The following is a 15,025-nucleotide window of genomic DNA, read 5'->3' as shown; positions in this document are numbered from 1 at the left end:
CAAATTTGCATTTCAAGTTATAAATTATGTTGCTTGAAATGCAAAAAAGTTAAATGGAGTTTTAAATGGTAATTGACCATGTTGATAGCCAGATAATTAAAATGATAATAAATGGCAGTCAGGTGAATGATATTGCTGAAGATACAAAAAAATCAAAAAGATATATTCTTTATAGACTAAGTGATTTAAAAACAAGCTTTAACTGCAAAACGACACCACAACTAATCTATACGCTGGCTACTTCTGGCTTAATTAAGTAATGTTTTACCGCATGGATGTATTATGAAAAATTCAATTTACTATTCTGGATTCAACAAACTTCTTTCTTTAACTAAATGCTCGAAGGAAGCCCTTCTTCTAGATAAAATTATATTTCATTATCAAGGGACACTCTTAAAGCGAGAAAATAGATTATGGTTTACAAGAAAAATTCCTGAACTCGCAGCAGAACTAGGTTTTAGTGAGAGCAGGATTTATATCTATCTAAAAAACTTAGAAGAAAAAGGTCTAATTATAAGAAAAAGATTTAAATATTATGGAGTACCTCGAGCTTTTATAACTATTACAGAAAATTTTCAGAGTAGGCTGCAACTAATTCCAAAAGAACTAAATAATGTGAATTTCACAGAAATACAAGAAAAAGAGGCGCCTTCGGAAAATACTATATGCGAGAGAATGGATTATCTTGTTTCAACAGATACTAATAAGAAAGAAGTAAATAAAGTTATTAATAATGTTACTCAGCAAGACTTAAATGCTAAATTGCCATTAAGAGAGCTTAACATTGTTAAAGGAATGCTGTTGAATGTTCAAAAAAATCATGGTGTAAAATTATCTTCTCCAAAACAAGTCTTGGATGAAGTATTATTTTCACTAAGCAATAAAGAGCAGTTTGAAAATATTAACTCTTTCCAACATAAGATAAATATTATTTCTCAACTTCTTCGTCATCATCGTTGGAAAACCCCAAAGGGATTTAGCAAGTACTCACCAGAAGCTAAGTTTTACCAGGTGAAATATGAACAGGAAAATGAAGCACGATTGAAACTAAAACAAGCAGAACTTAACTATTCTGGTTTAGATGATGTCGCTACGAGTAAGCGCCTGCAAGACATGTATGGTTTGACTTATTGTCCTTGCCCTAAAGTTAATTTAAAAAAATCTTTACAAGTACAACAAAGCGTAATTAATGGCATTAAAAAAGATATTAAAGCGATAAAAAATGCTACTATTTTAGAAAACTTCCTTAAAATATTGGCGCAAGAGGAACTAAAATTATTTAAAATAAAAGGAGAGTTAGCATCACTATAGGTTTTGATATCTTAGGTTATGCTGCACCTTCAACTGGTTGAGGTGTTAGTATTTTAATACTATTCTCAATAGTCTTTGAAAATAGCCATAGTATAAGTGCGCCTAGAAAAGCGTACAGTCCTAATTGAGTAAATGCGCTCCTATAATATTCATTACTAATTAGTGGATTAATTGATTCAGATTGAGTCATCACATTGGAGAAATAATTAGAGAGGGTGACCGCTATTCCTGAAGCCATCATCCATATTCCCATCATCAATCCTTGCATTTTTTGTGGTGCTAAATGCCCTATCATGGCATAACCTACTGGTGCAATTAATAATTCACCTATCGATTGCAAAAGATAATGTACTACTATCCACCTTAGATCAGTTAATCCTTCGGCACTCGATTGAACTATGCCGACAATCAATACCAAAAAGGATAAGGATATAAAAACTAGAGAACAAATGAATTGTTTTGAGATTGAAATAGTTATTTGTCTTCTTCGTAATCGTTCAAACAAATAGACTAAAATAGGTGAGCCAATAATTACAAAGAGTGAATTTAAGTTCATCAACCATTGTGGTGGAATATAAAACGAGCCTATATAGTCATTTACATTATACTTCAAAAATTGTGTAACCCCCATCGGTCCTACAAAGTAAAGCATCCAAAATACAATTGAACTTATCGTTAAAAATAGGAAAGAATAAACCTTTTTCCTCTCTTTCTTACTATCTAACCTACATCCTAACAATGCTAAATAAAATAAGGCTATAAGACCTATAATAAGTATGAGACTATTAGCTAACCAGGCGTAATAAAAACCCACAAAAAGAGCAGGTATGATTACGAGAACAGATAATAATCCCCATCTGCCCTGCTTTATCTCCTCTTGAATATTTATTTTTTCTTTAGCAAAATATCTCCATGATTTAATAATTAAAAATAATGTAATTAAGTTGATTAAGTTACTTACTTCAAATAAATGCTCATAGCTATCGTTGATATCAATAAATCCGCTTAATATGTACCCGGAGAGAAAGCCTACATTCATAGCACTATAATTATAGAAAAATGCCCTCTCTCTTAACCGATCTTCTTGATTACTGAATTGCTGCGTAATAAGACAGTTAATACAGGTAGATCCTAAACCACAACCTATGAGAAATAAACTTAATCCTATATATATATGCTGAGAGATAGAAGAATTAAGAACCATGACCCCTAATGTCTGTACCATAATTGCAATAGCAAATAATAACCTATTACTTAACCATCTATCGCCTAGGTAGCCTGCAAAAAAATGTAAAATAAAATTGGAAGCAAGAAAGAAGCCCACAATGCTATTAGATTGGGTTTGGCTTAAACCACCTTTTTTTGTTAGATAAAGTGACAATGACGAAAATAGAATTGCAAAACTAAATGTTGTTATTCCATTTAACCAGTGTAAATACACTATCCCCTTTTGAACCTTTTTTTTGACATCCATCTTACATCCTAATTCTACAACCAGTTATTTTTCTTGTATATTTAAAGGCATCGCCGTACTAAGTGGCAGATCAATAAAAGTTTGAAATTTCCCTTTTCTTATTTGTCTTTCTTAGATATTTCCGTATAAGAAAGCCAAATAAAAACATCAGTTAAAACTGCTTTTTTCCTATAAATAAACACAAAAACTATTTAATAATATGGCAATTATCTGAAGTCGTAGATCCTAGAATTAAAACGATAAATTTCTGATCAGACTATTCATGCTAGTTATCGAGAACATTCCTGTTATCCTGGCGTCTATCTATATGCCTAATGGCTACTGCTTGACTCTTTTAACTTAAAAGTTTTAATTTTAGCTTCATACTAACTTTTATTAGGGACATTGCTTTCATTAAAAAGATTATATTTTAAATAAGATGTATAATCTTATTTAGATTTAAAAATTTCTTAATTTGATTCATAAAAAATTTGAAATAAATTAAATGCTCTTTAAGGAACAGTAATTATAGTTAATATTTATAAATCCTCTTGTTTCTTTAAATATTCTTCTAAAGCAACTCTGACTATATCTTTTATTGCTCTTTTTTCTTTATAAGAATTAAATTTTAATTTGTCTTTTAGCTCATATGGAATATCGACGCTTAAAGTTACTAATTCATTATTTGTTTCTGTAGTAGTTTTGCTGGACATATAATCCTCTTACTTGAGATTAAATATTAACTGAATCATGCTATATAGCTCTTTAATAACTCACTCAATTTTTCTTGCAAAGTTTCTAAATCCTTACTTTTAATTTTCCTTGCTGTTAAAGTAAGCGAGTCATTCTTTACCTCGATGAAAATATTTTTGGAAAATGCTACGCGCGTAGCACTTTTAGCTACCCTATCATTTTCATTAATTATTTTATTGACAAGAGCAGTAATTTTTTTCTCGCCGATTCCTAAAGCAATTTTATCTGCAATTGAAATAATGGCATTTTTTTCTTTTTCGCCTTTCTGACATATAGATTTAATAGTAGCAGAGGACCTAGCTGAAACATTCCTCATATCCTTCACTGCTTCCCACACTTCTTTAGGTACTTCAGCAAATGAGAGAAAGTTGTCAAATACACTTCTATTGATTCCTAACCTTTCATAAAGTGTTTTTTTTGTTACACGTTCTTTTTGCAGAAGGCTGTAATAAAACATTCCTTTTGAGTAGTCTGATACCTTTTCCTTTTCATTTTCAGAAACTAAGCAAGAGATAGCTTGTTCAAAACTTAATTTACGGATAATTGAATCTACAGGAATATTTTTTAATTTACATGCAAGCCATCTTCTATAGCCAGCTATAACCACATATTTTACAGCAGCATTATCCTTAGCTCTAAATACATCATTTACTTCTACTAAAATAATAGGCTGTGCCTGTCCCTTAGATGCAATACTTATAGATAATGCCTCAATATCTCCAAGTTCAAATTCTTGCCTATCTCTAAATTCCCAATTTCCAATCTCACAAGGATCCTTTTTTACTACTTTTTCGGTTGATTCAGTTTCTTTAGTTATCAAATCAAGATCAGCTTGAGTCTGCTGCATTTTGCTAACAATATTACTTAAAAAATCGGTACTCATTCTGCCACCTCGTATAATTTACTTATTTCTTTAATCCCTGTCCAAGAAATCACCTCTCTTGCTAATGCAAGAAACTGTTCATGACTATCACTTCCTTTAGCAAATTGACCAATCCATTGGCTACTTCGGGGGCATTGAGCAATGACATTTCTATCAGTAACTATTACTTTGAAACTTATATCTTGCTTATAAATATTTTCCTCTATCTCTTTACCTTCTTTTGTTCCCCTTTTCACTTTACTCATTAATATTTTAAAAGGCTTTTTTGCTAACATAGGTACAGATATTGCATCTTTAGCATTTTCTTGATCTAAATAATTAATAGAAGTAGGGATAATAACAAAATCAGAGGCCATAATTGCTTTAAAAGCATTTTGCTCGTAGTTTGGCGGTGTATCAAAAATGAGAAATTCGTAATTTAATTTGGCTTCCTCAATATCTTTTACTGGATTTTCTTTATTAATAGGTTTTATCCAATTTATATATTGTCCATCACCTTTCCACTTAACTGCATCAGGCTTACCAATATCCCAGTCAAAAAGGAATGTCGAGTACCCGATTTCATTTAAGGCTCCTGCTAAATTTACTGACGTTGTAGTCTTGGCGGCTCCACCTTTACCTTGTGAAACAGCTATAACTATTGCAACCATAATACCCCCTATCAATTTTTATTTTTTATGCTACGCGCGTAGCATTTACTTTTTAACAAAGCGGATACATGACTCGTCATTCACCTTAATTTCAGATACACTCCAAGGTAAATCATGAAAAGATTTTACTTCGTTTTTAAACTTAGCTATGGACCAGCTATTTGCACACAAGCATTGAAGTTCCTCAACTGAAATAATCCAAATACCTTCAAATGATACTTTTAGTGCAACTAATTCAAGTAATCTTTTTTTGAGGCCGGATGTTTCCTCTAATACGCGCTCATTTATTGTGACTAAAGAGTTAGAATTTCTTAATGATGAAACTAGTCTTTCATCTAATGAAATAGATATTTTGTCAATACCTCGTGATGTTTCCACATATTCATATTTAACTAAGGTGAAACCTGTTACATGCTTCCCTTCATCTTTAAATATATTTCCTTTATAAGTTGTACTGGCTAACCTATCCAGAGCTTCTTTCAACCAGTTAACGTTTTTTCCAGCTTTGGGATTTCTACCTAGAAATTTTAAGCATTCATAGGCTGAAAAGGTAACAGAAGAAGGGTGATGACCAGTTCTATTTGCAATAGTATCGATTTTAGAAAACACAAATCGTAGAATATCAAAATCCCAGATTTTTACCATTCCATATTCATTATTTGCAGTTACCTCGAGTGAAAATTTATTATCTTTTGAGGTATACTTAATAGTTTTAAAACGCAATGCCTTAGAGGTCGAGCAAAAAGGGAAGAGCATTAAATTTCTTTCATTCTTTAATGTATCAATACCAATTGACTCATTAGCTAAACGTTCGCCACGGTCCACATCAATAATTGACTGCTCCATTCCATTTAACCTTAATCCAAAATTTGAATCTAGTATAAATCAAACCTTGGAAACTTGGAAGCTTGGAATGGCGAACCATCAATTTTTTTTAGATTTCAATGCAGTTTCTTTATTACCTAATTATTAATTTTTTTAAGGTAATTGTTGATAATAATTTTCTATTTAAACAATTTTCATGCTCACTAAACATAAATATCTTACTATCAACTTTAAATGGCGAACTATCTGGTATGAAATAGCGGGCCATTTAACAAAAAATGGCGAACCATCAGGAATATTATCGAATACGATAGAAAAAAAGAAAGATTTATTTCAATCTAACGAATAATTTATTTAAGAGTTAAGGCGAACTATCAGGAATAATTTGGCGAACTACCAAGAATAATTTGGCGAACTATCAGGAATAATTTGGCGAACTATCAGGAATACTACGGCGAACCATTAGGAAAACCTTTTAATTTCAATGCCTTACATAATTTGACGGTTAAAAGAAAAAAACTAAAAATATTAATAAACTTATAAAAAATTAATTATTTATGTCCTAAAAAGGGGAAAAATGAAAAATTAGGATAAGCACTGTAGTTATGAAGAGCTGCAACTCTTCATAACTACAAAAACATAACTCGGAATGAAGCTAAAACTCAAAATATTTAAAACTTTCAAAGGTAATAAATATTTTGGATATCTCCAATAAAAATATTAGCTTCGTTCCCTTAAAAAAACAACAAAGATAAGGAAATTATCTATGGGGAACCTTTGTTCAATTTTCCATGCTCATTTTGGTAGGTTGGCCGACTACACCAAAAGCCATAATAAAGCAGTCTTTTTAGATAAATGTATTTTCTGGTGGCAGATATCCAACTACACCCTTAATGATGGGGAGATTTGGTTTACCAGAACCTTATCTCAAATCGCTAACGATTTAACCTTATCGGAGCGGTCTATTAGTCGCTACTTAGAAGAGTTTGAACAAAAAGGATTAATTGAGCGCGCATGCAAACTCAGTGCATCGACTAAAAATGGTTTTCGAGTTACGAAACGCCTCTATATTCGAGTGACCCAAAAACTTCTTGATTTGATTCAGATAAAAGAAGAAACAACAAAGTCGACTGATGCCCATGCAAAGTCTTGCTCTTTTTTAAATCAAGATGGCGAGATCGAAAAAGACAAAAAGTCTGTATTTATAAATAAAGAAACAGATCATAATAATCCAGTTAACAGTACAGTTAGCTTTGAAGCTAATGTGGAAAAATTGTTTAAACCCCTTAATAACCAACCGTTTTATCCAATTTACCAAATTGAAAAGCTAATTGGAGAAAGGGTAGGGGAGCGAACCAAAAATTACATTAAAGGCATGATGAATAATTTAAGACAAGCGCATCAAGTTCACTTTTCATCACCGGAACAAACCTTTGCAGAAATTATTTTTACACTAACCAATCAACCGCAGCTAAAGCAGGTAGAAACTATCCAGCATAAAGTGCAAATTATTGCTAAGCTTTTGCGTGAAAAACGTTGGCGTACACCGAAGGGCTTTTATAACCACGCTGATTACGGTCAATACTTTAAGCAAGCTTTGGATAAGCTAGCGATTGATAGAACTGAGCAAGGTGCCTCCTCTTTAATGGCACCTCATTCCGATAAAAGCCGTTTGCTTAAACAAAAGCAAGACGCATTAGGGAATATTCAACGCGCTATCCACAGTGAAAAAAGATATTTAGAACTGGCTCTACAAGAGCAACAAAAGGGGATTGATAAAAAAGCCTTGCTCGATTCTATCAAGCGGCAGCTCAATCGATTAGAGGAAGAAGCGTTTAGCCTTACAAAGGATATTATGACCCTTGAGCAGGAACTCGAGCCAGCATTTAAAAAGGGGCCTGATAGACGTAGAAAAAAAACGCAACAATTAAATCAACTCCAAGATAAAGCCGATGCTTTAAGGTTAACTATGAGTCAACAATTTGAAAAACTCTGTGAAACGATTGAATCTCTGCCAAAAGGGCATCAAGAAATTGATACGCAGCAACAAATCTATGATGCCTTACAAACTAAACTTATTGAACTTGAAAACAGCATTTCTGAATTAGAATATCAATTGTATAACCATCAAGCTGCTTAGAAAAGTAGAGAGGGCTTAGTTGCTGTCGCGAAATGATCTAGAGGAGCAGGTTGAAAGACATAAGCGTTATTGATTGATTTTAATTTTGCAGACTATATCATGCAGACCTAAAAACAAAGCTCTTTATTGCATTTGTTGTAAAGGGTTTTATAAAAAGAAGAAGCATGAGTTTAGATGTATCTGGGTTTGACCAAGAGGTAAGGGGAGGCGAGGTTGTTATTAAGGTTGCTGATGATCATCGGCTTGTACACTTAGGACAACATTTACCTTGGGAAGCGTTACTTGAATTAGCGAGGCCTGATTTAGAGCGCACTGAGCGTGGCTGCTATTGGATGGGCAGGCCCTTGCGTGTGCGTATACATTTAGGCATCTATCTGTTGCAGCAGCTGTTTGATTTAACCGATAGAGTGACCGAGCAACAGGTGCGTGACAATGCGGCGTTCAGGTTGTTTTGTGGCTATGGACACTTAAGGTACTGGCATGTACCTGATCATACCAAGATAGAAGCGTTTCGCTCAAGGCTTAGCCCTGAAACCCAACGAGCCATTGCCAATATTATTAGCCAACAAGCGGTGCGCTTAGGCTATGCCAATCCTTCAGAGTTAGATATTGATTCAACCGTGCAAAAGGCCAATATTGCCTATCTGGCGATTACTAATTTGCTAATCAAAGTGGCGATATTAGCCAGTCGGGTGGGTAAAGCCATGAGTCAGCATTGTCATGACGGTGCTGCGCTTTACCAAGTAAAGTTATCTTATTTAAAGCAGTTAGCGCTTTATTATTTTAATCTAAAGCGCCGGGGCGCAAGTACAGAAGTTGTGTCAGTCGTGCTTAAACGTTTATGGCAAGATACATATGCGTCAGTGCTCGCTATTTTAAATCATCTGCATGAGTTAGGCCCATTACTCACTGAAAAAGAGATAAGGCTTAGGCGGGCCGTCGAGCAACTACGGTGGCGTGGCGCGTTACTCTTGGAGCGCTTACATGGTCATCTGTTTGAGGGAGAGTCTACTAGCGCTATCTTATCGCTTCATGCTTATGAGGTCACCTGCTTTAATAAAGGCAAACTTAATAAGACGCTTGAATTTGGGCGAGCTTATCAACTCGGACGCATTGGCGGAAACTTTTTGTTTGTTAGTCCGTGTGTTAGCCTTCATATGCCTGATGCTCAATCATTGCCGCTCGTGCTTTATACCCACGAAGGTCTATTTGGGCAAAAGACCCTGGATTCGATAGCAACAGATAAAGGCTATTATGCTTACGATAATGAGCAGTTATTAATTCAGATGAACGTAACTGATATCTACTTGCCTCGTCCAAGGCGAGAACTTAACGCGCCCAAAGAAACCTCGTCATTTGCAACGCGCCTTGCCTTACACAATCGGCGAGCTGGTATTGAAGCCTTAATTAGTCACGCAAAAAGTGGTGGTCAATTAGGCCGCAGTCGCATGAAGTCCGATAATACCACCTTAAGTGCTGGCTATGCTTGTGTTTTAGGTTTCAATCTCAGGCAACTGACCCGCTATCTGGCAGGTGAGGTGCGTCCAAAAAATGTAAACTTGCTTGAAAATGAAACAAAAAACGGTATTTTAGACAATAAAATAACAAACCCGTTAGCTGCTTAGCAGAAAGGAAGAGCAGCTTGTTTGCAGTATTTAAAATATTGTTAAAAAAAGTTCTTATTAATGGTTATTTAAACGAAACATTTCGCGACAGCGACAGGTTATTCACAAATTCTGGGGATAAACCTGTGCAGTAGTCGGGAAAAAATAGCTTATACTGCTTTACTTTGGGCTTCATTTGATTATGTAAAATTTTGTTTAAGTTGCCTTAATTGAGCTCATCAAATTTAGCACATTAACTTTTAAATGTTTTCTAACTATACGAACTTCAACATATGAGTAACTTAATAAAATATACCAATCTGAATATTTAAAAGACGTTTAAAATGTAGTTCAATTTCTCATGATAAAGTGCCATCCATATGAACAATTAGATTTTTATCGCTAAGTTACATTTAAAATTTATGATTTGTAGTTTTTGATTATTAATGTGGGTATAAGGTTTAATAGTAGTTCAAATATTTTTATTAGCTTAGTTACAGACCTATGGATTTCACCTTTCTTTAAGTATTTTCTGGAGGTAATAGCCTTCTTAAGCTCATAATCTGTAGTATACATTTTGAAGAGGATAATTAATGACGTGCAAGAAATGCAATAAGCCATGGTTGTATTTAGGAATCATTGTAGGATACTTATTTGGTTTCATTTATTTTGCTTTTGGCGTTTATACTCATAGTCAGGGCAAACAAAAAGAGCCAGATAGATACGAGAATCATTCGGTAAACAATTTGCAATAACATCTCGGAGCTAGAATGAAAAAAGAAGGACAGATTACCTATCTTAGTAAAACTCCTCAGTTATTTCTTGGTTTTTTAATTGGGCTTGTGCTGTGGGGTTTAACGCTCATGGTTTTATTAGTTCTTAATTAAATCAAACGAGAATCGTCTTCCCTTCCTTCTATTAATTAGTTCAATGTAGGGGTTTCGCAAGCTTTGCCTTCTGATATACTTAAAATCTTTTTATGGGCTATATAACATAGCTTCTTTAAGTCTTTTTCAAAGCATTAAACTTAATTCTCTAGACTAAGACAATGCTCTATTTCTTACACTGTAAATTTTGGATTTTTTCTTAAATTTATTGCAACCCCTTTAAGCCATGAGAAAAGCTTGTTTGAGTCACTTATACGGCTTGAATGACCGTTTTCAATGAAAGGCTCTAATGAACCATCCCACCCCTAAGTTAGCAATTTATTATTATCAGCTGTGTTCAAATTGACGGGTTGCACTAGATGGAAGATTCATTTCATGGCTGCTTAAAGATAGCAGCCATGATGAATATACTTATATGGAAAATTAACTAATAACACACGCTTTTTGAAGTGAGGGGGCAGATTTTTCTTCTAAAAAATCAAGATTAGTATAGTCAATAGGTCCATGCGTTTGGAATTGTCCTATTTCTGAAAGATGAATTTTTAAAGCCCCTTCTACGGGAATAACATGACTACGATCTGTTGCAAAGTATTTGATATGAGTTGTTCGTTCATTCCATTCAGTTGCATCAGAGTCATGACCACGATTAATTATTAAATCCTCATTGGTAAACATGGTGTTATCGACATTACCTAAATATATCACTTTAAATATAGCAGGTTGGTAAACTTCTGTTCCTTCCAATAATTGATCACCCGTTCTTAATGATCTTGAATATTCAAGTGCTTCATGCTCTGTATTAAATAACCTAACCTTTTGAATATTTATTCCAAAAAATGATTCATATATTTCTTTGTTGGATATTATCTTTCTATAATCCATATTAAAAAAAGAGCGTTTTGGATTAGAAATCTGAATTGCATTACCAACCGTGTAAAAGATATTTTTTTTATATACCTCTTTCATTCGCTCAATTTCTTCAAGGCTTAATTGATTAAAGTGTTTATTTACTCCGGTAATATTGCGCAATTCTTTTTGGTTAAAAAACCGAAACACATATTTTTGTGTATCTAATGGTAGTTTTTTTTCAAAATCACTAGGCTCAATAATTGAGCCAACCTTCGCTGCTTTATGATGTTTCATATTTTATTCTCTTGCATTTAATTTTGGCAGTATTGTACCAGTAATTGAATATAAAATATTTTTTTTTGTTTATCATACCGTGGTATTTTGTATAATAAAAAACGACCGTTATTTATTATATTTTTTGTATATGTTTTTCACTTTATATATGTAATATGTTCTGTATAATTTAATCCTTAAATAAGGTTAATTATTAACATACATCGTAAATGGATAAATTATGGCCAAAACCATCGCTTATATTCGAGCATCAACAGATAAACAAGATTTGAACAATCAAAAATTAGAAATTTATGAGTTTGCTAAGAAAAATAAATTAGTAGTGGATGATTTTATCCAAATGACGATTTCCAGTCGGAAGACGATTAAAGAGCGGCGAATTGACGAAATGCTTTCTGTTCTTAATGATGCTGATACCCTCATTGTTACAGAACTTAGTCGCCTAGGTCGAAGTACGGTAGAAGTGATTGGGCTTATCAATGAGTTAATAAAAAAACAAGTTCGAGTCATTGCTATCAAACAAGGCCTTGATATGAAGCAGCATGATATGACCTCTAAAGTGATGATTACGCTTTTTTCACTGTTTGCTGAACTTGAGCGAGATTTAATTAGTATGCGGACGAAAGAGGCGCTTGCCAGTAAACGAAGAGAAGGTATTCGTCTAGGTAAGCCCAAAGGAACGATTCAGAAAAGTAAGTTCGATAAAGATGTCGATAAAATTAGAGAGTTATTAAAATTAGGGCTATCGGTTAGAAAAATTGCTTCCTATTTAGGTTATAGTAATCATATCGGCCTTAACATGTATGTTAAGAAACGTCATCTTAGACAAGCAGCCGTTCTATCATGACTGATAATTATTTAAATCGCCATAGTATACTCCGGCGGTAGTCAAAATTTTGTATTTGTGTGTATATTGTGTATAATTCAAATAATGAAGAGTGCAGACATAATAAAAATACTTGAACGTGATGGGTGGGTACAATGCCACCAAAAGGGCAGTCATTGTCAGTTTAAGCATCTTACTAAAAAAGGCAGGGTAACCGTACCTCACCCTAAAAAAGATTTACCTATAAAAACTGTAACCAGCATTTTTAAACAAGCAGGACTTAAGAAGGAGGATATAATATGAGATATCCTATTGTGATACATAAAGATGAGCAAAGTGATTTTGGCGTAATTGTTCCGGATATCCCTGGGTGCTATTCTGCCGGTAGCACGTATGATGAGGCGTTAACTAATGCCATTGAGGCCATTGAATGTCATTTGGAAGGCTTGCTCATGGATAATGAGCCTATTCCAGTAGGTAGTGCTCTTGATAACTGGATTAATGACGAGGGATTTCAAGGTGGTGTGTGGGCATTGTTAGATATTGACTTAAGCGAAATATCAGGTAAAGCAAAGCGGATTAATATCACTATGCCTGAGCGTATTTTAAGCCTTATTGATTTATATGCCAAAAATCATGCCATAAAAAATCGCTCTTCTTTCCTGGCAGACGCTGCACTGAGTTATATCGAAAGCCATAAATAGTCACCCAGTTTTTTTGTAGAGGGATAAGTCTTTTATCGCCAATCGGGTTTGAATCGGCGTTTTTCTATTAACCGTGGCAAGTTAACTCCATATATCTTTTTTGATATATTAGGATTATAAGCGACACCTAATTTTATGGAAGTCGCAATTCGTATTTCCTTTGCTAAGGAAGACCATCGCTATTTGGTTAAATTTCCTGATATTAAAGAGGCTATATAATATTTCAATCCCTCTGAAGCTTCAACATTAGCTATTAAATGTCGATTAGGGGAGGGTTTAGTTATGATTAAACTTTCGGTGCGAACGCAGCAGCATTGTTAATTCATGGGGCTAAAGAGTCAGGACACCAATTACCTCAGAGCTAGTATGTAGCTTAAGCGCTTCTTGGCCGAGTTTGCGACAGGTAGAGAAAATAGCTTATATTCGACATAAAATATAGCAAATATATTTTATGTCGAATTCACGTTTTATAGGTTCCTAGCTAAGAGAGTAAAATAACCCGTTCTTTAATTAACGATCTTTAAATAAATAAAGTATTTTAAATCTTGGAAATACCTTTTATACTATTTAAGTTAATGTGCTAAAATGAACGAAGTAATCTCAGGTCCAGGCCGATCTTGGTAAAAAGTTATCAAATGATAATAGTTTTACGCAATACTCGATTACAAAACCTATTTTATCATTGGAGTTTAATCAACCTATTATTTTAGCTTGATACACTTTAGAAATGTATGAAATATCAAGCAAACCATCCTCATCTACATACAAACGAGTTAATTCACGTATTTGTCGCTCTGCGTTTTTGGTACCAAGCACGAGTTTCGCGCTTTTGCTTAAACAGGCTTAACCATTAAATAAGTAATGTGCTTTTGAATAGCGGTTTTGATTACATCCCATTGTTGTTGGTAGAGGGTAAAATGATTAGCAATACGCCGTTTATGCATGTCAAACCAAGCAGCAATGGCTAAGAATATATGATTTCGTTGCGCTCGGCCTGTGCGTGCCTGACAGCGCTCAATACCACAGGTTTGCTTAATTTCCCGGTGATAAACTTCAACAGACCAACGTGCCTTAATGATATGCTTAACGCTGTTTCACGTAGGATTGTCCATGTTAGTTGCAACATAATCAATGCGGCCATTTTTTGCCTCAAACTTGAATACATGAATCCAACCATAGCCACATAAGTGCACTGAAAGCCCTTCTTCGGGAATATCAAGCGTCTCTAACTTGATGTCTCTATTAACAATGCGATTTTTTCTTAAAATAGTGACCCAAATCCAACCATAAGAGCGAATTGCCTTAAGATTATCTAAGCTCGAATACCAAGCGTCCATCACCACGGCCTGGGGCGTTAATCCACGCGATTTGGCTAATGACAACATCTCACAAAAGTGCGTGTTTTTAGTTTTCCCATCCGTATTTTTATCATAAATACGATAATCCACAGGAAGAGTTTCTTCGCTTTCTAACCCATGCCAAACTAAATTAAGCAACCCAATACCTGTAATGACATCATGGGCATTACCTGAGTATTGATAATTAACCAACTCTATCTTTTTACTGCGCGGTTTTGCTAAAACAGTATCATCGCCAATGAGTATACTCGGCTCTGATAACCTAATTTCTTGCTTTGCAAGTTGCCATACACTACTTGGTTTATAGGCTTTATCCCCTAAAAAGCGACTAACACTATCATGCGATAATTTACTAGGACTTACCTCAGATAAGGCTAACCCTGAATAACGTATACTGCTTGCTTGCAAAAAGGCTTTATATAATTCTTTTGTACAATGATGACGAGACATCTTAAGCTTAGGCTTCTTATCAACTTCAATAACATTTT

Annotated in this window: 16 protein-coding genes and 1 pseudogene; 9 read left to right on the top strand and 8 right to left on the bottom strand. The window is 34.2% G+C overall.

The window, feature by feature from the left end; translation table 11 throughout:
* The first annotated feature begins 65 nt into the window (after window positions 1-65).
* Both DYH30_RS15415 and DYH30_RS15410 read left to right on the top strand, forming a co-directional pair.
* Window positions 66-260: a hypothetical protein gene (locus DYH30_RS15415; RefSeq protein ID WP_115332654.1), complete on the top strand. Its 195-nt coding sequence runs from the start codon at window positions 66-68 to the stop codon at window positions 258-260.
* Between the two features lie 22 nt (window positions 261-282).
* Window positions 283-1,311: a hypothetical protein gene (locus DYH30_RS15410; RefSeq protein WP_115332653.1), complete on the top strand. Its 1,029-nt coding sequence runs from the start codon at window positions 283-285 to the stop codon at window positions 1,309-1,311.
* A 16-nt stretch (window positions 1,312-1,327) separates the two neighbouring features.
* Here the strand turns inward: DYH30_RS15410 and DYH30_RS15405 are convergent, their stop codons facing one another.
* The 5 genes from DYH30_RS15405 to DYH30_RS15390 form a co-directional block, all read right to left on the bottom strand.
* The gene (locus DYH30_RS15405; RefSeq protein WP_115332652.1) at window positions 1,328-2,785 is read right to left on the bottom strand and encodes a peptide MFS transporter; all 1,458 of its coding nucleotides are present in this window, start codon (window positions 2,783-2,785) and stop codon (window positions 1,328-1,330) included.
* Between the two features lie 518 nt (window positions 2,786-3,303).
* Window positions 3,304-3,477, bottom strand: a complete 174-nt coding sequence (locus DYH30_RS18075; RefSeq protein WP_160116231.1) for a hypothetical protein — start codon at window positions 3,475-3,477, stop codon at window positions 3,304-3,306.
* A 35-nt stretch (window positions 3,478-3,512) separates the two neighbouring features.
* Window positions 3,513-4,400 (bottom strand): ParB/RepB/Spo0J family partition protein, encoded by an 888-nt coding sequence (locus DYH30_RS15400; RefSeq protein ID WP_115332651.1) that lies wholly within the window; start codon window positions 4,398-4,400, stop codon window positions 3,513-3,515.
* Window positions 4,397-5,050 (bottom strand): ParA family protein, encoded by a 654-nt coding sequence (locus DYH30_RS15395; RefSeq protein ID WP_115332650.1) that lies wholly within the window; start codon window positions 5,048-5,050, stop codon window positions 4,397-4,399. The genes DYH30_RS15400 and DYH30_RS15395 overlap by 4 nt, the downstream gene beginning before the upstream one ends.
* Window positions 5,051-5,095: 45 nt before the next feature.
* Window positions 5,096-5,896, bottom strand: coding sequence for a replication initiator protein A (locus DYH30_RS15390; RefSeq protein ID WP_115332649.1), 801 nt, complete (start codon window positions 5,894-5,896; stop codon window positions 5,096-5,098).
* Between the two features lie 175 nt (window positions 5,897-6,071).
* On the opposite strand from DYH30_RS15390, the gene DYH30_RS18070 reads away from it, so the two are divergent.
* The 4 genes from DYH30_RS18070 to DYH30_RS18065 all read left to right on the top strand — a co-directional run bounded on the left by DYH30_RS18070 (window position 6,072) and on the right by DYH30_RS18065 (window position 10,374).
* The gene (locus DYH30_RS18070; RefSeq protein WP_160116230.1) at window positions 6,072-6,224 is read left to right on the top strand and encodes a hypothetical protein; all 153 of its coding nucleotides are present in this window, start codon (window positions 6,072-6,074) and stop codon (window positions 6,222-6,224) included.
* Between the two features lie 417 nt (window positions 6,225-6,641).
* Window positions 6,642-8,015 carry a hypothetical protein gene (locus DYH30_RS15385; RefSeq protein WP_115332648.1) on the top strand — a complete coding sequence of 458 codons (1,374 nt, stop codon included), beginning with the start codon at window positions 6,642-6,644 and terminating at the stop codon, window positions 8,013-8,015.
* Window positions 8,016-8,179: 164 nt separating this feature from the next.
* On the top strand, window positions 8,180-9,640 hold the full coding sequence (locus DYH30_RS15380; protein WP_115332647.1) for a transposase: 1,461 nt from the start codon (window positions 8,180-8,182) through the stop codon (window positions 9,638-9,640).
* 572 nt (window positions 9,641-10,212) lie between these two features.
* Window positions 10,213-10,374: a hypothetical protein gene (locus DYH30_RS18065; RefSeq protein WP_160116229.1), complete on the top strand. Its 162-nt coding sequence runs from the start codon at window positions 10,213-10,215 to the stop codon at window positions 10,372-10,374.
* 555 nt (window positions 10,375-10,929) lie between these two features.
* On the opposite strand, the gene DYH30_RS15375 is transcribed toward DYH30_RS18065, so the two are convergent.
* Window positions 10,930-11,649, bottom strand: coding sequence for a hypothetical protein (locus tag DYH30_RS15375; protein ID WP_115332646.1), 720 nt, complete (start codon window positions 11,647-11,649; stop codon window positions 10,930-10,932).
* A gap of 220 nt (window positions 11,650-11,869) precedes the next feature.
* Between DYH30_RS15375 and DYH30_RS15370 the strand changes: the two genes are divergently transcribed.
* From DYH30_RS15370 to DYH30_RS15360, 3 genes are all read left to right on the top strand, one after another.
* A complete protein-coding gene (locus DYH30_RS15370) occupies window positions 11,870-12,496 on the top strand; it encodes a recombinase family protein (protein ID WP_115332645.1) in 627 nt (208 codons plus the stop codon).
* A gap of 84 nt (window positions 12,497-12,580) precedes the next feature.
* Window positions 12,581-12,778 carry a type II toxin-antitoxin system HicA family toxin gene (locus DYH30_RS15365; RefSeq protein WP_115332644.1) on the top strand — a complete coding sequence of 66 codons (198 nt, stop codon included), beginning with the start codon at window positions 12,581-12,583 and terminating at the stop codon, window positions 12,776-12,778.
* Complete coding sequence (locus tag DYH30_RS15360) at window positions 12,775-13,179, top strand: type II toxin-antitoxin system HicB family antitoxin (RefSeq protein ID WP_115332643.1); 405 nt, start codon at window positions 12,775-12,777, stop codon at window positions 13,177-13,179. The genes DYH30_RS15365 and DYH30_RS15360 overlap by 4 nt, the downstream gene beginning before the upstream one ends.
* A 693-nt stretch (window positions 13,180-13,872) precedes the next feature.
* On the opposite strand, the gene DYH30_RS18600 is transcribed toward DYH30_RS15360, so the two are convergent.
* Together DYH30_RS18600 and DYH30_RS15355 are read right to left on the bottom strand one after the other, a co-directional pair.
* Window positions 13,873-13,995 (bottom strand): hypothetical protein, encoded by a 123-nt coding sequence (locus tag DYH30_RS18600; RefSeq protein ID WP_278043141.1) that lies wholly within the window; start codon window positions 13,993-13,995, stop codon window positions 13,873-13,875.
* Between the two features lie 17 nt (window positions 13,996-14,012).
* Window positions 14,013-14,987: pseudogene (locus DYH30_RS15355) on the bottom strand (IS701 family transposase).
* Window positions 14,988-15,025: the final 38 nt, after the last annotated feature.

The sequence above is a fragment of the Legionella busanensis genome, assembly GCF_900461525.1.
Classification (GTDB): Bacteria; Pseudomonadota; Gammaproteobacteria; order Legionellales; family Legionellaceae; genus Legionella_C; species Legionella_C busanensis.
This window is presented reverse-complemented; position numbering and strand designations above follow the sequence as displayed.